Annotated in this window: 17 protein-coding genes and 1 pseudogene; 8 read left to right on the top strand and 10 right to left on the bottom strand. The window is 74.5% G+C overall.

Annotated elements, in window-relative coordinates; all coding sequences use genetic code 11:
• Window positions 1-108: 108 nt before the first annotated feature.
• The 4 genes from V1J52_RS21675 to V1J52_RS21660 all read left to right on the top strand — a co-directional run bounded on the left by V1J52_RS21675 (window position 109) and on the right by V1J52_RS21660 (window position 5,909).
• The gene (locus V1J52_RS21675) at window positions 109-2,805 is read left to right on the top strand and encodes a cellulose binding domain-containing protein (protein ID WP_330141620.1); all 2,697 of its coding nucleotides are present in this window, start codon (window positions 109-111) and stop codon (window positions 2,803-2,805) included.
• 122 nt (window positions 2,806-2,927) lie between these two features.
• Window positions 2,928-4,739: an acyl-CoA dehydrogenase gene (locus V1J52_RS21670; protein WP_330141619.1), complete on the top strand. Its 1,812-nt coding sequence runs from the start codon at window positions 2,928-2,930 to the stop codon at window positions 4,737-4,739.
• A 146-nt stretch (window positions 4,740-4,885) separates the two neighbouring features.
• Window positions 4,886-5,539 (top strand): HemK2/MTQ2 family protein methyltransferase, encoded by a 654-nt coding sequence (locus tag V1J52_RS21665; protein ID WP_330141618.1) that lies wholly within the window; start codon window positions 4,886-4,888, stop codon window positions 5,537-5,539.
• Window positions 5,523-5,909, top strand: a complete 387-nt coding sequence (locus tag V1J52_RS21660; RefSeq protein ID WP_330141617.1) for a CDGSH iron-sulfur domain-containing protein — start codon at window positions 5,523-5,525, stop codon at window positions 5,907-5,909. The genes V1J52_RS21665 and V1J52_RS21660 overlap by 17 nt, the downstream gene beginning before the upstream one ends.
• Window positions 5,910-5,934: 25 nt before the next feature.
• Here V1J52_RS21660 and V1J52_RS21655 read toward each other — a convergent pair whose 3' ends face one another.
• The gene (locus tag V1J52_RS21655; RefSeq protein ID WP_330141616.1) at window positions 5,935-6,936 is read right to left on the bottom strand and encodes an iron-containing redox enzyme family protein; all 1,002 of its coding nucleotides are present in this window, start codon (window positions 6,934-6,936) and stop codon (window positions 5,935-5,937) included.
• Window positions 6,933-8,075 carry a carboxylate-amine ligase gene (locus V1J52_RS21650; protein WP_330141615.1) on the bottom strand — a complete coding sequence of 381 codons (1,143 nt, stop codon included), beginning with the start codon at window positions 8,073-8,075 and terminating at the stop codon, window positions 6,933-6,935. The genes V1J52_RS21655 and V1J52_RS21650 overlap by 4 nt, the downstream gene beginning before the upstream one ends.
• Window positions 8,076-8,209: 134 nt before the next feature.
• Between V1J52_RS21650 and V1J52_RS21645 the strand changes: the two genes are divergently transcribed.
• A complete protein-coding gene (locus tag V1J52_RS21645) occupies window positions 8,210-8,866 on the top strand; it encodes a DedA family protein (RefSeq protein WP_330141614.1) in 657 nt (218 codons plus the stop codon).
• 31 nt (window positions 8,867-8,897) lie between these two features.
• Here V1J52_RS21645 and V1J52_RS21640 read toward each other — a convergent pair whose 3' ends face one another.
• The gene (locus tag V1J52_RS21640) at window positions 8,898-10,238 is read right to left on the bottom strand and encodes an MFS transporter (RefSeq protein ID WP_443075893.1); all 1,341 of its coding nucleotides are present in this window, start codon (window positions 10,236-10,238) and stop codon (window positions 8,898-8,900) included.
• 182 nt (window positions 10,239-10,420) lie between these two features.
• Window positions 10,421-11,239 carry an endonuclease I family protein gene (locus V1J52_RS21635; RefSeq protein WP_330141613.1) on the bottom strand — a complete coding sequence of 273 codons (819 nt, stop codon included), beginning with the start codon at window positions 11,237-11,239 and terminating at the stop codon, window positions 10,421-10,423.
• 227 nt (window positions 11,240-11,466) lie between these two features.
• Between V1J52_RS21635 and V1J52_RS21630 the strand changes: the two genes are divergently transcribed.
• Together V1J52_RS21630 and V1J52_RS21625 are read left to right on the top strand one after the other, a co-directional pair.
• Window positions 11,467-11,961, top strand: coding sequence for a GNAT family N-acetyltransferase (locus V1J52_RS21630; protein WP_330141612.1), 495 nt, complete (start codon window positions 11,467-11,469; stop codon window positions 11,959-11,961).
• A 103-nt stretch (window positions 11,962-12,064) separates the two neighbouring features.
• Window positions 12,065-13,460, top strand: a pseudogene (locus V1J52_RS21625) (NADP-dependent succinic semialdehyde dehydrogenase).
• Between the two features lie 10 nt (window positions 13,461-13,470).
• Here V1J52_RS21625 and V1J52_RS21620 read toward each other — a convergent pair.
• The 5 genes from V1J52_RS21620 to V1J52_RS21600 form a co-directional block, all read right to left on the bottom strand.
• Entirely contained in the window at window positions 13,471-15,042 is a 1,572-nt protein-coding gene (locus V1J52_RS21620) for a polyamine aminopropyltransferase (protein WP_443075896.1), read from the bottom strand.
• On the bottom strand, window positions 15,039-15,476 hold the full coding sequence (locus V1J52_RS21615; RefSeq protein ID WP_330141610.1) for a DUF350 domain-containing protein: 438 nt from the start codon (window positions 15,474-15,476) through the stop codon (window positions 15,039-15,041). Before V1J52_RS21615 ends, V1J52_RS21620 begins: the two co-directional genes overlap by 4 nt.
• Before the next feature lie 67 nt (window positions 15,477-15,543).
• Window positions 15,544-15,951 (bottom strand): DUF4247 domain-containing protein, encoded by a 408-nt coding sequence (locus tag V1J52_RS21610; protein WP_330141609.1) that lies wholly within the window; start codon window positions 15,949-15,951, stop codon window positions 15,544-15,546.
• On the bottom strand, window positions 15,948-16,442 hold the full coding sequence (locus V1J52_RS21605) for a DUF2617 family protein (protein ID WP_330141608.1): 495 nt from the start codon (window positions 16,440-16,442) through the stop codon (window positions 15,948-15,950). The genes V1J52_RS21610 and V1J52_RS21605 overlap by 4 nt, the downstream gene beginning before the upstream one ends.
• Complete coding sequence (locus V1J52_RS21600; protein WP_330141607.1) at window positions 16,439-17,062, bottom strand: DUF4178 domain-containing protein; 624 nt, start codon at window positions 17,060-17,062, stop codon at window positions 16,439-16,441. The genes V1J52_RS21605 and V1J52_RS21600 overlap by 4 nt, the downstream gene beginning before the upstream one ends.
• Before the next feature lie 122 nt (window positions 17,063-17,184).
• Between V1J52_RS21600 and V1J52_RS21595 the strand changes: the two genes are divergently transcribed.
• A complete protein-coding gene (locus V1J52_RS21595) occupies window positions 17,185-18,102 on the top strand; it encodes a Rieske (2Fe-2S) protein (RefSeq protein ID WP_330141606.1) in 918 nt (305 codons plus the stop codon).
• A 105-nt stretch (window positions 18,103-18,207) separates the two neighbouring features.
• Here the strand turns inward: V1J52_RS21595 and V1J52_RS21590 are convergent, their stop codons facing one another.
• Window positions 18,208-19,563 (bottom strand): carbohydrate-binding protein, encoded by a 1,356-nt coding sequence (locus V1J52_RS21590; protein WP_330141605.1) that lies wholly within the window; start codon window positions 19,561-19,563, stop codon window positions 18,208-18,210.
• Window positions 19,564-19,579: the final 16 nt, after the last annotated feature.

The raw sequence follows: 19,579 nt of genomic DNA, 5'->3' as shown, positions 1-19,579 counted from the left end.
CCTTCTGCGAACAGCGTTCGACTACTAGCATCCGGGCACACCAATGGAAGCGCTCCCACGGGTCGGCCCCGCCTGCCCGTGGCCGGGCATGCTCGGGAAGGACGAACCGTGCGCAGAACACGACCGGTCGGCGCGCTGCTGGCCGCGCTGGCACTCACCGCCGGGTTACTGGGCGGCTCCGCGTCGGTGGCGGCGGCAGGCCCCCCTGCCGCGGTCTCCGCCGACAGCTACACGTGGAAGAACGTCCGGATCGACGGCGGCGGCTTCGTGCCGGGCATCGTCTTCAACCGGTCGGAGAAGGACCTCGTCTACGCGAGGACCGACATCGGCGGTGCCTACCGCTGGAACGAAGGCGCCCAGGAGTGGGTGCCCCTGCTGGACCACGTCGGCTGGGAGAACTGGGGGCACACCGGGGTCGCGTCCCTGGCCACCGACCCGGTCGACCCGGACCGGGTGTACGCGGCCGTGGGGAACTACACCAACAGCTGGGACCCCGGCAACGGCGCCATCCTGCGCTCCGCCGACCGCGGCGCCACGTGGCGCAAGACCGACCTGCCGTTCAAGCTCGGCGGCAACATGCCGGGCCGGGGCATGGGCGAGCGGCTGGCCATCGACCCGCACGACAACAGCGTCCTCTACCTCGGCGCCCCCAGCGGCCACGGCCTGTGGCGCAGCACGGACGCGGGCGTCACCTGGTCGGAGGTCACCGCGTTCCCCAACCCGGGCAACTACGTCCCGGACCCGGACAGCGACAACGACTACCTCACCGACGAGGTCGGGGTCGTCTGGGTGACCTTCGACGAGTCCACCCGCCGCCCGGACGGCCGGACGGGGACGCTCTACGTCGGCGTGGCGGACAAGGAGAACAACGTCTACCGCTCGACCGACGCGGGTGCCACCTGGGAGCGCGTGCCGGGGCAGCCGACCGGCTACCTGCCGCACAAGGGCGTCCTGGACGCCGAGAACGGCTACCTCTACCTGGCCACGAGCGACACCGGCGGCCCGTACGACGGCGCCAAGGGCGAGGTGTGGCGCTACGCCACGGACACCGGGACCTGGACGGACATCAGCCCGCTGGCGGAGGCCGACACCTACTTCGGCTACAGCGGACTGACCGTGGACCGGCAGAACCCGGGGACGGTGATGGTCACCGGCTACAGCTCCTGGTGGCCGGACACCCAGATCTACCGCAGCACCAACAGCGGTGAGGACTGGACGGCGGCGTGGGGGTACAGCTCCTACCCGAACCGCGAGGACCGGTTCACCATGGACATCTCCTCGGTGCCGTGGCTGTCCTTCGGGGGGAACCCCGCTCCCCCGGAGTCGGCCCCGAAGCTGGGCTGGATGACCGAGTCGCTGGAGATCGACCCGTTCGACTCGGACCGGATGATGTACGGCACCGGCGCCACGATCTACGGCACCGAAGAGCTGACGGCCTGGGACGCCGACGAGACGTTCACCATCGAGCCGATGATCAAGGGGCTGGAGGAGACGGCGGTCAACGACCTGATCGCCCCGCCCTCCGGCGCCACGCTGCTGAGCGGGCTCGGTGACATCGGCGGGTTCCGCCACACGGACCTCGACGAGGTGCCGGAGCTGATGTACCAGTCGCCGTTCATGGGCAACACGAGCAGCCTGGACTACGCCGAGGCGTCCCCCGGCACCGTGGTGCGCGTCGGCACCAGCGAGACCGGCCAGAACATCGCCTTCTCCACCGACAACGGCGCGAACTGGTTCGCGGGCGCCCAGCCTGCCGGGGTCAGCGGTGGCGGCACCGTCGCGGCGGCGGCGGACGCGAGCGGGTTCGTGTGGAGCCCGGACGGCGCGGGCGTGCACCACACCAGCGGCTACGGCAGCGCGTGGACGCCGTCGGAGGGCATCCCGGCCGGTGCGCGGGTCGAGGCGGACCGGGTGGACCCGGACACGTTCTACGGCTTCGCGGGCGGGACCTTCTACGTGAGCCGGGACGGCGGTGCGACGTTCACCGCGACCGGCGCCGAGGGCCTGCCCGGCAGCGGCAGCGTCCGGTTCAAGGCGGTGCCCGGCGAGGAGGGGCACGTCTGGCTGGCCGGCGGCACGGACGGCGGCACCTACGGCCTGTGGCGTTCCACGGACGGCGGCGGCAGCTTCACGCGGATCGAGGGCGTGGAGGAGGCCGACACCATCGGGTTCGGCAAGGCCGCCCCGGGGGCCTCGTACCAGGCGCTGTACACGAGCGCGAAGATCGGCGGGGTGCGGGGCATCTACCGGTCCGACGACACGGGCGCGAGCTGGGTGCGCATCAACGACGACGCCCACCAGTGGGGCTGGACGGGAGCCACGATCACCGGCGACCCCCGCGTCTACGGCCGGGTCTACGTCGGTACCAACGGGCGCGGCGTGCAGTACGGGGACAGCGCCGGCACGCAGGAGCCGGGCGACCCCGACGAGCCCGGTGACCCCGACGAGCCGGGCGATCCGGACGAGCCGGGCGAGCCCGGTGAGACCGGGTGCGTCGTGACGTACACCGTCACCAACCAGTGGCAGGGCGGTTTCCAGGCGGACGTGACGGTGCGCAACACCGGCGACACGGCCGTCGACGGGTGGACGGCCGCCTGGTCCTTCCCCGACGGCCAGCGCATCGGCCAGGCCTGGAACGCGCGGGCGACGCAGGAGGGCGCGCGGGTGACCGTGACCGCGGCCGACTGGAACCGGCGGCTGGAGCCGGGGGCCTCGGCGGCCTTCGGGTTCACCGGGACCTGGTCCGGCGCCAACGGCGTACCGGAGGAGTTCACCGTCAACGGCGCGGAGTGCGCAACCGGCTGAGCCGGGACGGGTGCCGCGGGGGGCCGGTGATCCGCCGGTCCCCCGCGGCGACGCGTTGACAGGGAGCGCGCGGCGGGCGAAGAATAAGCGAGCGCTTAGTCACCTCGGGATCGGACCTCGCCATGCCCTCCTCCCCGTCCGCCGCTTCCCTCCTGTCCCGCCAGGACCTCGCCTTCCAGCTCTACACCTGGCTCGACGCGGAGTCCCTCACGAGCAGGAAACGCCACGCCGACCACTCCCGTGAGACGTTCGACGCGGTGCTGGACCTGAGCAGCCAGCTCGCCGCCCGCTACTTCGCCTCGCACAACCGCGAGAACGACCTGCACGAACCGCACTTCGACGGCACCCGGGTGCACACGATCCCCCAGGTGGGCGAGGCGCTGGAAGCCTTCGCCCGCTCCGGGCTGCTGGGCGCGACCATGGACCACGAACACGGGGGCATGCAGATGCCGCACGTGGTGGCCACCGCCTCCTTCGCGTGGTTCCACGCGGCCAACATCGCCACCGCGGCCTACCCCTTCCTCACGCTGGGCAACGCCAGGCTGCTGTGCGCGCACGCCTCACCGGAGCAGGTCGCCACCTTCGTCGGCCCCATGCTGGAGGGCCGGTTCTTCGGCACCATGTGCCTGTCGGAGCCGCAGGCCGGTTCGTCCCTGGCCGATGTCGCCACCCGCGCCGAACCGCGTCCCGACGGCACCTACCGGCTGTTCGGCAACAAGATGTGGATCTCCGGGGGCGACCACGAGCTGGGCGAGAACATCGTCCACCTGGTGCTGGCCCGCATCCCCGGCGGCCCCGCGGGGGTGAAGGGCCTGTCGCTGTTCATCGTGCCGAAGTACCTCGTCGAGCCGGACGGCACCGTGGGGGAACGCAACGACGTCGTCCTGGCCGGGCTCAACCACAAGATGGGCTACCGCGGCACGACGAACGCGGCGCTCAACTTCGGCGAGGGCGCGCACCTCCCCGGCGGCGCGGCGGGCGCCGTGGGGCAGCTCGTCGGCGAGCCGCACCGAGGGCTCGCCTACATGTTCCACATGATGAACGGCGCCCGCATCGGGGTGGGCGCCGGTGCGGCCGCCCTCGGCTACACCGGGTACCTGAAGTCGCTGGAGTACGCCCGCAGCCGGCCCCAGGGGCGGCCGCTGGGCGCCAAGGACCCCGCCGCGCCGCAGGTCCCGATCACCGAGCACGCCGACGTCCGGCGCATGCTGCTCGCGCAGAAGTCGTACGTGGAGGGCGCGCTCGGCCTCGTCCTGTACTGCGCGCGGCTGGTGGACGAGCAGCACACCGCGCCCGGCGAACACGAGCGGGCGCGGGCGCGGCTGCTGCTCGACGTGCTGACGCCGGTCACCAAGAGCTGGCCCTCCCAGTGGTGCCTGGAGGCCAACAGCCTCGCGCTTCAGATCCACGGCGGGTACGGGTACACCCGCGAGTACGACGTCGAGCAGCACTACCGGGACAACCGGCTCAACCCCATCCACGAGGGAACCCACGGCATCCAGGCCCTCGACCTGCTGGGCCGCAAGGCCGTCATGGACGACGGGGCCGGGCTGCGGGCCCTCGGCGAGGCGGTCGGCGCCACGCTGGCGCGCGCGGAACGGGCCGGCGGTGAGACGGCGCGCCTGGGCGGGCTGGTGCGGGCGGCCTGGGACCGTGTCGAGGCGGTGACCGCACGGCTGTGGAGCACGGGTGACGCCGACCGGGCGCTGGCGGGTGCCACGACGTACCTGGAGGCGGTGGGCCACGTGGTCGTCGCGTGGATCTGGCTGAGCCAGTTCCTGGCCACGGGCGAGCGCGACGACGCGTTCCACCGGGGCAAGCGGCAGGCCGCGCGGTACTTCCTGCGCCACGAGCTGCCGCGGACCGGCCCGCAGTTCGACCTGCTGGAAGCCATGGACACGACCGTCACCGACACCGACCCCGGCTGGCTGTGACGGCCGGCCCGGCGCGGGCACCCCGGCTGGTGCCCACCGCGCCGGCGCCGTTGCCGGCCGGGGTGCCGGCCGCCGCGTACGTACGGTGTTGTTTGTGGTGTTATTTGCCGTGTTAGAGGTGGTTCCGGTGCGGTACCCGGGGCGGCATGCTGCTGCTGAGGCCCCCTGGGGTGTACGCCCCGCAAGCTGACACCTGGCTCCTGCGCCAGGCCCTTGAGGAAGCCGCCCTGGCGCCGGGCGCCCGCGTGCTGGACCTGTGCGCGGGCACCGGAGTGCTCGGCATGGCCGCGTTGCGGATGGGCGCCAGTGAGGTGGTGGCCCTGGACTGCGCGCGGCGGGCGGTGCTCGCGGCGCGCGTCAACGCGTGGCTGCGCGCGCTCCCGCTCACCGTGCGCCACGGCGACCTGGCGCACGGCGTCGGCGGGCGCCGGTTCGACGTGGTGCTCGCCAACCCGCCCTACGTTCCCTCCCCCGGGCCGGTCCCCCGGCGCGGGGGCGCGGCGCGCTGCTGGGACGGCGGGCCCAGCGGCCGGTCCGTGATCGACCGGCTGTGCACACAGGTTCCCCCGTTGCTGGACGGCGGCGGGACGCTGCTGATGGTCCACTCGGCCGTCTCCGGAACGCACCAGACGCTGGCGCTGCTGCGCCAGCAGGACCTCAAGGCGGCGGTGGTCGCCCGTGCCACCGAGCCCTTCGGCCCCGTCATGCGCGAGCGCGCCGCCTGGCTGGAGGCCAAGGGGTTCGTCGAGCCGGGGCAGCGCACGGAGGAACTGGTGGTGATCCGTGCCGACCGGACGTGAGGTGCCGGACGCGCCCCGGCGCCGGGTGCTGATCGACCCCGAGGGGCCGGTGCTGGTGGAGGGACCGGTGGAGATGCGGCTTGCCGACGGCACGCTTGTGTGCTCCGACCGGTTCATGGTGGCCGTGTGCACCTGCCGCCGGAGCCGGCGCTACCCCTGGTGCGACACCAGTCACCGGCGCCGGGAACGCCGCGCCCGCCGCGACGCCGCCGACGGGGCGGACGCGAACGGCGGCTGCCGGGACGGGGAGCGGGAACACCGGGAGCGGGACGAAGTGGAGCGGGAACACCGGGAGCGGGCGCACGGGGACCCCGTGCCGCCCGAGCCGGGTGGGCACGAGCGGCACGGGGGAGGCGGCGGGGAGCGCTGAGCGCCCGGGACGGTTACCGGCCCGCTCAGCCCGTGGGCGGGGAATCCGCCAGCGGGCGGCGCAGGGAGGTCGTCCCCCGCCGCCAGGCGGTGAGCAGGTGGTGCGCCAGGCGGTCCTCAAGGTGCTCGGTGGCCCGGATGCCGAGGACGACGTCGGCGGCGAGTTCGGGCTCGCGCCCGAGCAGGTCGCCCAGGACCTCACGGCGCATCACCTGCTCGTGGACGGCGTCGGCCTCGATGTGCTCGGTGAAGAAGTGCGCGCAGGCCGCGGCCGCCTCCATGCGCTCCAGGGCCTTGGCCATCTTGCGGGCACTGGGCGCGGTGGAGATCTCCGCCGCCGCGAAGTGCCCGACCAGCGCACCGCGCAGGGCCCGGTGCAGCCCGAACATCGACATCATGTTCACGATGGCGATCGCCGGGGCGGGCACGTCGTCCAGGTGGTGCAGGTAGCCGGGGTCGAGTCCGGCGCCGGTCAGGGCGTCGGCGAAGAGCCGGGCGTGCACCCGCGCGCCGTGGCCGCCGCCGAACTCGTCGAACTCCACGGCCACCAGGGACGCCTTGGCCTGGCCGTCGAGCCGGGGGATGACCCAGGCGTGCGGGTCGGCCTCCTTGAGGTGGTAGACGGAGCGGTGGGTGAGGTATTCGCGCATCTGCCACCAACGGCCCTCGTCGAGGAGGTAGCCGGCGACGCCGCCGCCCTCGGCGGGCTCGACCAGCAGTTCGCCGAGGGCCGCGTCCACGTCGTCCCCGGCCGCCGTGTCCGCGTGCAGAGCGGTGAGGAAGACGTCCTCCAGGGCGGCGCGCAGGGTCAGCAGCGCCGGGTCCCACTCGAAGCGGTCCGGTACCCCCTCCAGGCCCTGGTAGTGCAGCTCATAGCACAGGTGCAGCGCCAGGTGCAGGTCCTCCCCGTAGGGGTCGGTGCCGGGCGGCGGGGCGGGCAGCCGTCCGGGCGGGTCGCCCGCGCTCAGGACGCCGAGCACGGCGGCGCTCAGGTCGCCTCGGGGCGCGGGGAGGGGCGCTGGGGTCATGGGGTGTCGGGTCCCTTCGCTTCGGTCTGTGCGGCCAGGTACGCGGCGACGGCGGCCGGTCCGCCGCGCCGGAAGGCCCGGCGCTGCCGTTCCGCGCCGGTGCCGTGGGCGAGGACGGCCTTCAGCAGCCGCTGGACGGTGGGGGCGTCGCCGGTCTCCGCGAGGTGCGGGGCGACGTGGTCGAGCAGGGCCTGGAGCAGCGCGGTGGCGGGTGTGCGCCGCCCGGTGAACGGGTCGACGCCGTCGCCCGCGAGCCCGTACCGGGCGGCGGACCACACGCAGGCGGAGGAGAGCTGCGGATCGAGCGGGGGCTGTGGCCGCCCCGCCGCGATGTCGGCCAGGGCCCGCCGGACCAGGGCACGGCTGAGCGCGGCCTGGAGCACGGCTTCGGCGGCGGTGGGAACGGTGTCCGCGATCCGGAACTCGACGGTCGGCAGCCACGGGGAGGGGCGGGCCAGCCAGAACGTCATGCGGTCGTCGACCAGCACCCCGGCGTCCACCAGGGACCGCACGGCGGCGTCGTGGGCGGCCGCGTCGGGGAACTGCGGGGCGGCTCCGGAGCCGGGGAAGCGGGCCTGCTCCATCATGCGCCAGCTCGCGAAGCCCCGGTCGCGGCCCTCGGCCAGCGGTGAGTTCGCCGACAGGGCCAGCAGGCTGGGCAGCCAGGGGTGCAGGTGGCCGGTGACGGCGACGGCGGTGTCGCGGTCGGCGACCCCGACGTGGACGTGGCAGCCGCAGACCTGGTAGTCCCCGGCGACGTCGGCGTAGAGGCCGGCGACGCGCGTGAACCGCTCCCCCGGGGTCAGCCGCGGCCGCTCACCGGGCAGCGCGGGCGACCCGCAGGCGAGCAGGGCCAGGCCCAGCTCACGGGCCGCGCCCGCCAGCCGGGCGCGGGACGCGGCCAGGTCCGCGTGCAGGGCGTCCAGCGTGGTGCACACGCCGCTGGCGGCCTCGACCTGGGTGGTGCACAGTTCCGCCTTGACGCCCGTGCCCGGTCCCGCGTCCGGGGCGGGCTCGCGCGCGGCGCGGCGCAGGACGGCGTCCGCGCCGGGTGCGGGGCCGCCCGACGCCGGGTCGGCGAGGAGGAACTCCTCCTCCACCCCCATCGTCCAGCCGTCTGCGGTAGCGTCCCTGGTCACAGCGTGCGGGGTGCCCCGCTCGCCCTTGCCCAAACCGCCCCGCTCCCCCTGCCCGGACTGGAGCGGCGCGGGACGGGTAGCGTGCCGGGCACCGTCCTTACACGTCCGTACCCCCCCCGAGACAGAGGTTGTGCATGGCTGGTCTGCGGTTCGCCGCGGCACAGGGTCCGAACGGCGGCATCGCGGGATGGGTCACCAGCGTGATCGAGACGCTGGGCGGCCCCGGAGCGGGGCTGGCCATCGCGCTGGAGAACCTGTTCCCCCCGCTGCCGAGCGAGGTGATCCTGCCGATGACCGGGTTCGCGGCGGGCCAGGGCGTCCTCAGCCTGGCCGCGGCCCTGTGGTGGACGACGCTCGGGTCGGTGGTCGGGGCCCTGGCCCTCTACGGGATCGGCGCCGTCTACGGGCGCCGCCGCGTGTACCTGCTGTGGGCCCGGCTGCCGCTGGTGAAGACCTCGGACCTGGAACGCACCGAGGCGTGGTTCGCCCGGCACGGCAGGAAGGCCGTCTTCTTCGGCCGCATGGTCCCGGTGTTCCGCTCGCTGATCTCGGTGCCCGCGGGTGTGGAGCGGATGCCGGTCCCGCTGTTCCTGCTGCTGACCACCGCGGGCAGCTTCCTGTGGAACGCGGTGCTGATCCTGGCCGGGTACTGGCTCGGTGACCAGTGGACCGTGGTCGAGAGGTACGTCGGCACGTTCTCGACGGCCGTGCTGGTGGTGGTGGCGGCCCTGCTGGTGGTGTTCACCGTGCGGCGGCTCACGGAGCGCCGCCGCGGGGGCCGCCGGGGATGACGGCCGCGGCCCCGGTCCGCCGGACGCGCCGTCAGCCCGGGGCCGCCGCCCGGCCGGCGGCCCGTGCCGCCCCCTGCGGCCGGGCGCGGATGACGAGCGCCATCAGCGCCGCCGCCGCGCACAGCGCGCCGGAGGCGACCCAGGCGACGTCGTAGGAACCGAAGGCGTCCCGCGCCAGCCCCGCGAGGAAGGCGACGATCGCGGCGCCCGCCTGGTGGGAGGCCAGCACCCAGCCGAAGACGATGGCCCCTTCCGCGCCGAAGTGGGCCCGGCACAGCGCGATGGTGGGCGGTACGGTCGCCACCCAGTCGAGGCCGTAGAAGACGATGAAGAACACCATGGGCGGCTGCACGCTGTCGGTGAACAGCAGCGGCAGGAACAGCAGGGACAGCCCGCGCAGCGCGTAGTAGACGGCGAGCAGCCGCCGTGCGTCGAACCGGTCGGTGAACCAGCCCGAGGCGATGGTGCCGGCCAGGTCGAAGACACCGATGACGGCCAGCAGGGAGGCGGCGGCCGGCACCGACATGCCGTGGTCGTGGGCGGCCGGCACGAAGTGGGTGCCGACCAGGCCGTTCGTGGAGGCGCCGCAGATGGCGAAGGTGCCGGCGAGGAGCCAGAACACGCGGGTGCGGGCGGCCCCGGCCAGGGCGCCGAGCGCGCGGCGGGCGGCGCCCGCGGGTGCGGGCTCGGGAGGGCGGTAGTGCTCGTCCGCGCCGTAGGGCAGCAGCCCGACGTCCTCCGGACGGTCGCGCAGCAGCCAGGCCACCAGGGGCACGACGGCGAGTGCGGCGCCGCAGACGACCAGGGAGGCCGCCCGCCAGCCCGGTCCCTGCACGAGCAGGGCGATCAGGGGCAGGAAGACGAGCTGCCCCGCGGCACCACCGGCCGTCAGCACGCCGCTGACCAGGCCCTGCCGCCGGACGAACCAGCGGTGGGTGACGGTGGCGGCGAACGCGAGCGCCATGGAGCCGGTGCCGAGCCCGACGAGGACGCCCCAGCAGAGCAGGAGCTGCCAGGACGCCTCCATGAAGACGGTCAGCCCGCTTCCGGCGGCGACGAGGAGCAGCGCGCAGGAGACCACCCGGCGGATGCCGTACCGCTCCATCAGGGCGGAGGCGAACGGCGCGGTGAGGCCGTAGAGCAGCACGTTGAGGGAGACGGCGGCCGAGATGGTCCCGTGCGACCAGCCGAACTCGCGTTGCAGCGGGTCGATGAAGACGCTCGGCGTGGCGCGGAAACCGGCCGCGCCGACGAGCGCGACGAAGCACACGAGCGCCACCCACCAGGCACGGTGGACCCGGGGGCGCGGCGTGGCCGGCGGGGGGTCGTGCGGGCGGCCGGGCACGGGCCGGGAGGAGGCGGTCTGCGTCACGCCGCTCAGCCTCGCGGACGCCGGGACGGTCGACGAGTGGCCGCAGGGCCACGACGCGCAAGGATCGGGCCAGCCGGTCCGCCCGCGCCCCGGCCGCACCATCCGTCCCGTCCGCGCCGTCCGCCCGCGCCCCGGCCGCCGGGCGCGGTGGCGGCGCGGACGGACGGGGCGCGCCGGGGGGGTCAGCGCCAGATCGCGTCCACCCACTCGGGGCGGTCGACGAACGGGTTGCGGTTGTGCTGGAAGCGGTCGTGGATCACGTCGTTGCGCCGCCGCTCGAACGCGTCCGGCGGGTCCTGCTCGTGCCACTGCCTGAGCACCGACAGGCGCCCCATGTACGGCGCCGACCCGTTGCCGACCGCGTTGTTCAGCTCCAGGTCGGCGTGGCCGTCGCCGCCCTCGTAGCGCACGGCCATGTAGAAGATCATGCGTGCGACGTCGCCCTTGACGGCGTCGCGGGGCTCGAAGCTGTCGCCGTCGGTGTAGTTGCCGGGCGCCTGGCGAACCGTTCCGCCACCCTGGTCGAAGTCCTTGTTGCCGCGGATGCTGTTGACGGTCACGTCGGTGGGGCGCAGGTGGTGCAGGTCCGTGCCCGGCCCGGTGGACGTGCCGAAGCCGCCGTGGGACTTCGCCCAGACGTGCTCGCGGTTCCAGTCGCCGACGGAACCGCCGTTGTCGTACTTGCCGCGGGACTCCCCCGAGTACAGCAGGACGACGCTGGACGGGTCGCCCGGGGCCTCGTCGGTTTCGCGCAGGGCGCCCCAGACCTGGGAGTAGGAGAGCTTCGCCTGGTCGCGGACGATGCCGTGCAGGGCCGCCTTGAGCGCCGCGCCGCTCTTGCCCTCGGCGGCGTCGTAGTAGCCGGCTGCCGCTTCGGCCGTGGACGGCGGCGCGGTGGGCAGCGAGGCGGTGGCCGGGGCGGGCAGCGCGGTGGCCGCGAGGGCGGCGGCACCGGCGAGCGCGGTGGCCAGGGCCAGCCGGGGTCTGCGCAGGACGGGCATGGGGGCGTCCCTTCGGGTGCGCCCGCCCGGCCACGGGACACGCGGGGTCCCGGCCGGAGGGCGAGTTGACGTGAACCGGTCAGTTGAGCGTGGCATGCCGCCGACTGCCTGGCGTGAACATCCCGTGGCGGCTGGGTGCCCATCCGGCGGCCACCGCGGGCGGACCGGCCGCACGCGGGCGGACCAGGCGGCGGCGCCCACGGACGCCGGGCTGGCAGGATGCGGGCATGGGGAGCGGAATCGAGCTGCGCCGGCTGGACGAGGCGCTGCTGCGGGAGCTGCTGCGGGCGGCGGTCGCCGACGCGGAGCCACCGGAGGTCATGCCGCCCGTGCCGGGGCCGCCGGGCTGGAGCACCGCACGGCGCGCGGCCTTCACCGCCTTCCACCGGTCGAGGTCGCTGGCCGCGGAACCGGTGGAGCGGACGTACCCCGTCGTGCTGGCCGGGCGCGTCGTCGGGGCCGCCCGGCTGTGCCCGCCGCCGGAGACCGGGCGCCCGGTGGAGGCGGGGCTGTGGCTGGGGCGGTCGGTGCGGGGCGCGGGGGTGGGCACGGCGGTGCTGGGCCTGCTGCGGGAGGCGGCTGCGGCGGACGGAGCCGGACGGCTTCGGGCCCGAACGACGGCGGACAACACCGCGGCCCTGCGGGTGCTCTCCTCGATGGGCGCCGAGCTGAGGCACGACGGCTCCGAGGTCGGCGCGTGGCTGGAGACGGGCGCCGGGTGAGGTGACCGGGCTCCGCAGGGGCACGGTCACGGCGTATGTGGGTACCCGGGAGTGGACCCCGGGGCACGCCGGGGCCCGCGACCGCTGAAGGAGGCGAGTGACCATGGCCATCGCCACGGTGAACCCGGCCACCGGTGAGACCTTGAAGACCTTCGATCCGCTGAGCGCCGAGGAGCTCCAGCAGCGGATCGCCGAGGCGTCCCGGGCGTTCGACGTCTACCGCCGCACCGGGTTCGGCGAACGGGCGCGCCTGCTGGAGCGGGCCGCCGGTCTGCTGGAGGAGGAGCAGGACTCCGTCGCCCGCACCATTACCACGGAGATGGGCAAGCCGCTGGGCGCGGCGGGGGCGGAGGTGGCCAAGTGCGTGAAGACGATGCGCTGGTACGCGGCGCGCGCCGAGGCCCTGCTGGCCGACGAGCACCCGGACCCGTCCGACGTCGAGGACTCCGGCGGCGCGCGGGCGTTCGTGCGCTACCGGCCGCTCGGCGTGGTGCTCGCCGTCATGCCCGTGGAACTTCCCGCTCTGGCAGGTGATCCGGTTCGCCGCCCCGGCGCTCATGGCGGGCAACGTCGGTCTGCTCAAGCACGCGTCGAACGTGCCGCAGACCGCGCTCTACCTGGAGGAGCTGTTCAGCCGGGCCGGGTACCCGCGGGGCTGCTTCCAGACGCTGCTGGTCGGCTCCGCCGAGATCGAGGGCGTCCTGCGCGACGGGCGCGTCGCCGCCGCGACGCTCACCGGCAGCGAGCCCGCGGGCCGCTCGGTCGCCTCGATCGCCGGGGACGAGATCATGAAGACGGTGCTGGAGCTGGGCGGGAGCGACCCGTTCCTGGTGCTGCCCTCGGCCGACCTGGAGGGCGCGGCGGCCACCGCCGTGACCGCCCGGGTGCAGAACGCCGGACAGTCCTGCATCGCCGCGAAGCGGTTCATCGTCCACCAGGACGTCTACGACGCGTTCAGCGCCCGCTTCACCGAACGGATGGCGGCCCTGCGGGTGGGCGACCCGACGGCGCAGGACACGGACGTCGGCCCGCTCTCCAGCGAGCAGGGCCGGGCCGACGTCGAGGAGCTGGTCGAGGACGCCGTGCGGCGCGGGGCGACGGTGCTGTGCGGCGGGCGGCGGCCAAAGCAGCCGGAGCGCGGCTGGTTCTACGAGCCGACGGTGCTGGCGGACGTCACCGCGGACATGCGCATCCACCACGAGGAGGCGTTCGGGCCCGTCGCCACGCTCTACCGGGCGGCGGATCTGGAGGAGGCCGTGGCGCTGGCGAACGACACCCCGTTCGGACTCAGCTCGAACGCGTGGACCCGTGAGCCGGCCGAGCAGGAGCGGCTGGTGGCCGACCTCCAGGCGGGCGGAGTGTACTTCAACGGCATGACCGCCTCGCACCCGGGGATGCCGTTCGGCGGCACGAAGCGCTCCGGCTACGGGCGCGAGCTGGCCGGGCACGGCATCAAGGAGTTCTGCAACGTCACCACGGTCTGGTACGGGGCCGGGTGAGCGCGCGCCGTCAGTAGTTCTCCCACTCGTGGCGGGTGTACTCCAGGACCGCCGGGTCCATGAGCGTGCTGGCGCGCACGTCGGCGGCCCGGCGGTCACGGGGGAAGACGGTGGCGGCCCGCAGCACGTCCTCGTCCAGGAAGCGCAGCGCCGGCGCCTCCGCGGCCAGGCGCAGCCGGGGCGTGGACTCCTCCCGCGTGGCGATGACGAAACCCCAGTCGCCGAAGCTGGGCACGTCCACGTGGTAAGGGGTGGTGGCGTAGCCGGCCTCGCGGATGCCCGCCTCGATGGACCAGTACGCCTTCGGCGCGAAGAACGGGGAGCCGGCCTGGACGACCACCCGGGCCTCCGGGTCCAGCGCCTTGGTGAGCAGGTGGTAGAACTCCACCGAGTAGAGCTTTGCCATCGCGGCGGTGTCCGGATCGGGGAAGTCGATGATCACGGCGCCGTAGCGGCCGGGGACGTCCCGCAGCCAGGTGAAGGCGTCGGCGTTGACCACCCGCACCCGGGGGTCGGCCAGCGCGTCGCCGTTCAGTTCGCGCAGCGGCCGGTAGGAACGGGCGAGGCGCGTCATGGCGGGGTCGAGGTCGACGAGCGTGACCTCCTCGACGTCGTCGTAGCGCAGCACCTCGCGCAGGGCCAGCCCGTCGCCGCCGCCGAGGATGAGCACCGAGGAGCGGTCGCCCGCCAGGGCCGGGTGGGCGAGGGCCTCGTGGTAGCGGTACTCGTCGACGGAGGAGAACTGGAGGTCGCCGTTGAGGAACAGCCGCAGGTCGGCCTCGCCCGTGAAGGCGGCGGCACGGGTGACGACGATCTCCTGGTAGGGCGTGCGCTCGGTGCGCACGATCGGGTCCCGGTACAGCTGCTGGCGGGCGGTGACCTCGATGTCGTCGGCGAGCGCGTAGGCCCCGCCGAGGATGCCGAGGACGGCCGTCACTCCGGCCAGCAGGGCGCCCTGCACGGCGCGCCGGGTCTGGTGGCGGAAGATCCACAGCACCAGCAGGACCCCGGCGACGGCGTTGACCACGCCGATCACCAGGGCGCCCTTGAGCTGGCCGAAGGTCGGCAGGAGGAGCAGCGGGAAGCACAGCCCGCCGACGAGGGCACCGATGTAGTCCACGGCGAACATGTCGGCCACCGCGCCGCCCGCCTCCTGCTGCCGGATGCGCTGGAGCATCGTCATCAGCAGCGGGATCTCCGCACCGATGAGGACCCCGACGACGAACGCGATCACCACCATCGCCGGGGTGTAGATCTTCAGCCAGGCGAAGGCGACGTACAGGGTGAGCACGGACAGGCCGCCGACGAGGGCGAGGAGGCCCTCGACCAGGGCGAACGCGCCCACGGCGCGGCGCCGCAGCGGTTTGGCGGCCAGCGAGCCCACCCCCATGGCGAACACCATGACGGACAGGACGATGGACGTCTGGAGTACCGAGTTGCCGATGAGGTAGCTGCCCAGCGCGGTCAGCGCCAGCTCGTAGACCAGGCCGCACGCCGCGCACAGGAACACGGCGAACAGCAGCAGGAACCGCGGCAGGCGCGACGGAGCCGCGGGGGGCCGGGCGCTCACGCCGGTGCTCAGGTCAGCGCGGCACCGACCATGAAGGCCGTGCCGACGTACATCGCGCCCTGTACCCAGGCGGCGGGGTGGGGACGGTCGCCCTCGTCCTGGAGGACGGAGGAGCCCATCTTGCCGGGGGTGACGAGCCCGACCATGGCGAAGACGAAGGTCATCACCAGCACGCCGGCCAGACCGTAGAGCAGGGTGCTGACCAGGCCGTAGCCAAGACCCAGCTGGGACTCGCTCGCGCCGATGGCCTGCGCGATGACCAGGCCGATGCCAAGGGTCTGCCCGGTGAGGACGACGGCGGCGCCGCGGTTGCGCTCGGTCCACACGACTTGCACGAGCTTGCCGGGCGTGACCAGGTCCAGCGCGACGAAGCCGACCGCCATGACGACGAATCCGACCAGTCCGTACAGCAGGGCGACGCCGGCCGACTCCATGATCTCTGTCACGTTCTGCCTTCCAGGGGTGGGTGGTGCTCGGCCGGCCGGGGTGACGCGGCGAGCCGTGGGTGGGGGGTTACTTGCCGGAGCCGGGGCCGCCGCCCCGGAAGCCGTTGCCGCTGCTGCCCGGGGCCGGCCACACGTGCGCGACGTGGGAGTGCCAGCGCCGGTGACCGTCACGGTAGTCGTCGATCTCGATGCGGCTGCCGGCTCCCCGGTAGGGGCTGATCGCGACGATGTCGTCGCGGTAGCGCAGGAAGACCCGGTCGCCGCTGCGGGTGCGGTCGTGGGCGGAGCGGTGGTCGTCGATCTTGTTGGCCACCGCCCCCGGGCTGGAGCCCGCGGCGATGTAGTCGTCGCCGGAGCCGGCGTAGCGGTCGGCGATCCAGCTGCGCGGGACCTCGTTGGGGCCGCCACTGGAACACCCCGCCACCAGCGCCGCGGCAAGCGCGGTCGTGAGCGCGAGTCGGGTGGTGTGCTTCATCGTGCCTCCAGCCGGGTGTGCGTCGCCACGATCTGGCGGCTCTGCGGGTAGGTGTGCCAGGTGCGCCAGTCCAGTGCGGCGCCCCGCCGTTCCACGGCGAGCGCGGTGACCGCGTCGGGTGAACCGGGGAAGACCCCGCACAGTGCTTCGCGCCGCCCTTCCAGCCGCTCCCGGAGCGCGGCCACCCGGTCGGCGAACTCGGCTCGCCGGTAGTGCAGGACGCGCGCGGTGAACCGGTAGTTCCAGCCCTCCACCTCCTGTTCGACGGCCGGGGGCAGTCCGCCCGCCGTGCCCGGCAGGCAGGCGACGGTCTCGCGCACCGGTCCGGCGAACACCTGGTGGGAGGCGCCCAGCAGCCTGAGCTGGACGGTGGTCTCCCCCGCCGGGACGTCCCGCACCGCCAGTGCGGGACGGGCCGGCTGGTCGAGGGTGAAGGAGAGCTGGTCGGCGCTGGTGTCGAGGTAGGGGGCGGCGAGCCGTATGCCGCTCACACGCCGCTGCCCGGGTAGATCGTCAGGGTGCCGTCGGGCACGCGTTCGCCGAGGGACGCCTCCCAGGTGCCGCGGCCCTGCGCGCCGACGAAGCGTTCGAAGGCGAGGCTGCGCCCGCCGGGACCGTCGAAGTCGGCGTACTCCACGCGTCCGGTCTCGCCGAGCCCCGTGGTGCCCTCCGAGCGGTAGGAGGCGGTGCCGTGCTCGGTGCGGTGGTAGGTGACGCCCTCGACGACCAGCGTGGCACGGCTCGGAGTGAGGTCGGTGCCGCGGTGCTCGGTCCAGAGCACGACCTCCAGCGTCGGGTCCTCCTCCACGGACAGCCAGCGGCGGCCCCCCTCGGTGCCGTCCATGGCGTCCAAGAAGTGCTCGGACCAGGTGTAGCCGCCCTCGGTGAGCCGCAGGGACCCGCGCACGAACAGCCGTTCGCCGAGGTACTCGACCATGTCGCCGGCCTTCAGCGTCCGCGGGTCGCCGGCGGCGCTGTCCTCCGCGGCGAAGGGGTCGCGGGGCGGAGCCGGCGGAGCCGCGCGGCCGGCCGTGCGACGGCGCGCCCGGATGACGGCGGCGATCAGCGCGATGATGACGACCGCGGCGAGCAGGCCCATCAGAAGCCTCATGGTGTTTCCCCCGTGCGTGGTGCGACAAGCGTCGCCGAGTATCGCACAGCGGCCGGCGTGTCCCCCCGGCGGCGGGCCCTCCGGCCGTTTGCCGCCCGTTCCGGGCGGGAACCCGGCGCCCCATGGCGACTGACGACGCGTACGGAAAAGCGGTACGGAGTGTGCGACGGGTTCTGCCGGGCCAGGGGCCGGGCCGGGTGCTGTCCGCCGTCGACCGGCTGGAGCACGACACGCGGCTGGACGCGGCGGCGGCACCGCTGCGCGACTGGATCGGGAAGCTGCCGCTCGGCGGGGCGCGGGACGCGCTGCACGGGCGGTGGCTGGGGCATCCGCTGCACCCGCTGATGGTGCAGCTGCCCGTCGGGGCATGGCTGTCGGCGGCGGCGCTGGACGTCCTGCCCGGCCACCGGCGCGGCGCGCGGGCCCTGGTGGCGCTCGGCCTGGCCGGCGCCGGCCCCGCGGCCGTGGCCGGCTGGGTGGACTGGGCGGAGCTGAGGCCGCGCCAGCAGCGCGTGGGACTGGTGCACGCCGTGGGCAACGTGGCGGCCGTCGGGCTGTACGCGGGGTCGTTCGCGGCGCGCTGCGCCGGACGGCACGGGCTGGGACGGGCGCTCGGTTTCGCCGGGCTGACCGCGGTGGGGGCCAGCGGCGCGCTCGGGGGGCACCTCGCCTACCGGCAGTCCGCGGGCGCCAACCACGCGGAGGGGCTGGCCGCGCGGGCGGGCGGCGACTGGCACGACCTCGGTGAGCTGGGGGACTTCCCCGTGGGGGAGGCCGTCCTGCGGCGGGCCGGCGAGGTGGCCGTGGTGGTGGTGCGGGAGAGCGAGGAGACGGTGCGGGTCCTGGTGGAGCAGTGCAGCCACCTGGGCGGCCCGCTGTCGCAGGGCGAGGTGGTGGACGGCTGCCTCCAGTGCCCGTGGCACGGCAGCAGGTTCCGGCTGGAGGACGGCTGGAACGTCCAGGGCCCGGCGACGGCGCCGCAGCCGGCCTTCGAGACGCGGATCGAGGACGGGCGGGTGCAGGCCCGTCTCCGGGACTGACCCGCCCGCCCCCGCCCCGCGTCCGCCGTGAACGGCCGGAGCACATCCCCACATGGTCCCGGCCGTTCACGCCCCCCGAGCCGCGGGGCCGTAAGCGGAACCGCGTCAGACGCGCTGCCAGAGGGCCGGAACGTTGGGCGGTTCCCAGCCGGTCATCGACCGGTGGCCCTGCAGGCAGCGGTAGGTGGCGGACCCGTAGGTCACCTGGTCGCCCGCCCGGTAGTCGGTGCCCGCGGCCCAGGTGCCGCCCGGCTCACCGGGGTCGCCCGGGTCGCCCGGGTCACCGGGGTCGCCCGGGCCGGTGGTGGTCTTCAGGGTCAGGCCGTACGCCTGGAGGATCTCGTTGAGGGGCTGGTGGTACGTCGTCCCGCCGGTGCGGCAGTTGCCGGAGCCGCCGGAGGTGACGCCCTGCGCCTGGCTGCCGGAGATGTAGGCGCCGCCGGAGTCACCGGGCTCGGCGCACACCGAGGTCCGGGTCACACCGGTGATGGTTCCCTCGGGGTAGGTGACGCTGGTGTTGTGCTGCTGGATCGTCCCGCAGTGCCAGCCCGTGGTGGAGCCGGAACGGCAGATCGACGCGCCCACCGGCGCCTGGGTGGAACCGGCCACCTGGATGTTCTGGCCGCCGCTGCCCTTGACGTAGGGGGTGGCGGTCCAGCTGCTGTTGGTGGCGACCCAGGCGTAGTCGTTGCCGGGGAAGGACGAGCCCTGGAACGTCCCCTGGGCGGCCTGGTTGTAGCCGGACGTCGACGTGCCGGTCCGGCCGCAGTGCCCGGCGGTGGCGAAGCCCTGCTGGGTACCGCGGGTGACGGGGAAACCGACCGAGCAGCGGCCGCCGCTGCCCATGTAGTAGGCGTCCCCGCCGCGCAGGTCGTACAGCGGACGCGGCTGCTCGGCCGACCTGACGACGCGGACCAGGTCGCCGTCCACGCCGCTGGCGGTGACGAAGGCGCGGGCCTGTTCCGGCTTCGGGGAGTGCACGACGACCTGGTTGGCCGTGACGTCCACGTACCAGACGCGCGCCGCCTGGGGAGCCTGGCGGGTCGCGGCCCGGTCGAGCGCCGCCTTGGCCGCGTCGAGCTCGGTGAGCGCGTGCGGGACGACGCGGGCGCGGGCGCCCGCCGCGGTGATCAGGTCCGCCTCGGCGGTGTCGGTGGTGGCGACGGTGAGCGTGGCGGCGTCGCCGTGCACCCAGGCCCCGGCGAAGCTGCCGGCGAGGGTGGAGCGCAGGGTGTCGGCGGTGGCCCCGGCCCGGCTCTCGGCGGCCAGGCGTCCGACGGCCTCGTCCCGGGTGAGGCCGAGGTCGCGCTGGAGGGCGTCGAGCAGCTGCGGGTCGGCTGCCGGGGGTGCCGGAGCGGCGACGGGGGCGGGGCCGGCCGCCGCCGCCGGGTGTCCGGCGACGACGAGGGCACCGACCACGAGGGCGGCCGAACACGCGCCCTTGACGTATCTGTGGAGCATGGGTGTCTCCTTGGTT

Origin of the sequence: Streptomyces solitudinis, from assembly GCF_036323765.1 — a bacterium.
GTDB lineage: Bacteria > Actinomycetota > Actinomycetes > Streptomycetales > Streptomycetaceae > Streptomyces.
Note: the sequence above shows the minus strand (reverse complement) of the source record. Positions and strands in the feature narration are given on the sequence as shown.

Bases quoted from the DNA above. Each gene is read 5' to 3' on its own strand.
- V1J52_RS21670 (WP_330141619.1), top strand. From the start codon at position 2,928: ATGCCCTCCTCCCCGTCCGCCGCTTCCCTCCTGTCCCGCCAGGACCTC.
- V1J52_RS21665 (WP_330141618.1), top strand. From the start codon at position 4,886: ATGCTGCTGCTGAGGCCCCCTGGGGTGTACGCCCCGCAAGCTGACACC.
- V1J52_RS21655 (WP_330141616.1), bottom strand. From the start codon at position 6,936: ATGACCCCAGCGCCCCTCCCCGCGCCCCGAGGCGACCTGAGCGCCGCC.
- V1J52_RS21645 (WP_330141614.1), top strand. From the start codon at position 8,210: ATGGCTGGTCTGCGGTTCGCCGCGGCACAGGGTCCGAACGGCGGCATC.
- V1J52_RS21635 (WP_330141613.1), bottom strand. From the start codon at position 11,239: ATGCCCGTCCTGCGCAGACCCCGGCTGGCCCTGGCCACCGCGCTCGCC.
- V1J52_RS21630 (WP_330141612.1), top strand. From the start codon at position 11,467: ATGGGGAGCGGAATCGAGCTGCGCCGGCTGGACGAGGCGCTGCTGCGG.
- V1J52_RS21610 (WP_330141609.1), bottom strand. From the start codon at position 15,951: ATGAAGCACACCACCCGACTCGCGCTCACGACCGCGCTTGCCGCGGCG.
- V1J52_RS21600 (WP_330141607.1), bottom strand. From the start codon at position 17,062: ATGAGGCTTCTGATGGGCCTGCTCGCCGCGGTCGTCATCATCGCGCTG.
- V1J52_RS21595 (WP_330141606.1), top strand. From the start codon at position 17,185: ATGGCGACTGACGACGCGTACGGAAAAGCGGTACGGAGTGTGCGACGG.
- V1J52_RS21590 (WP_330141605.1), bottom strand. From the start codon at position 19,563: ATGCTCCACAGATACGTCAAGGGCGCGTGTTCGGCCGCCCTCGTGGTC.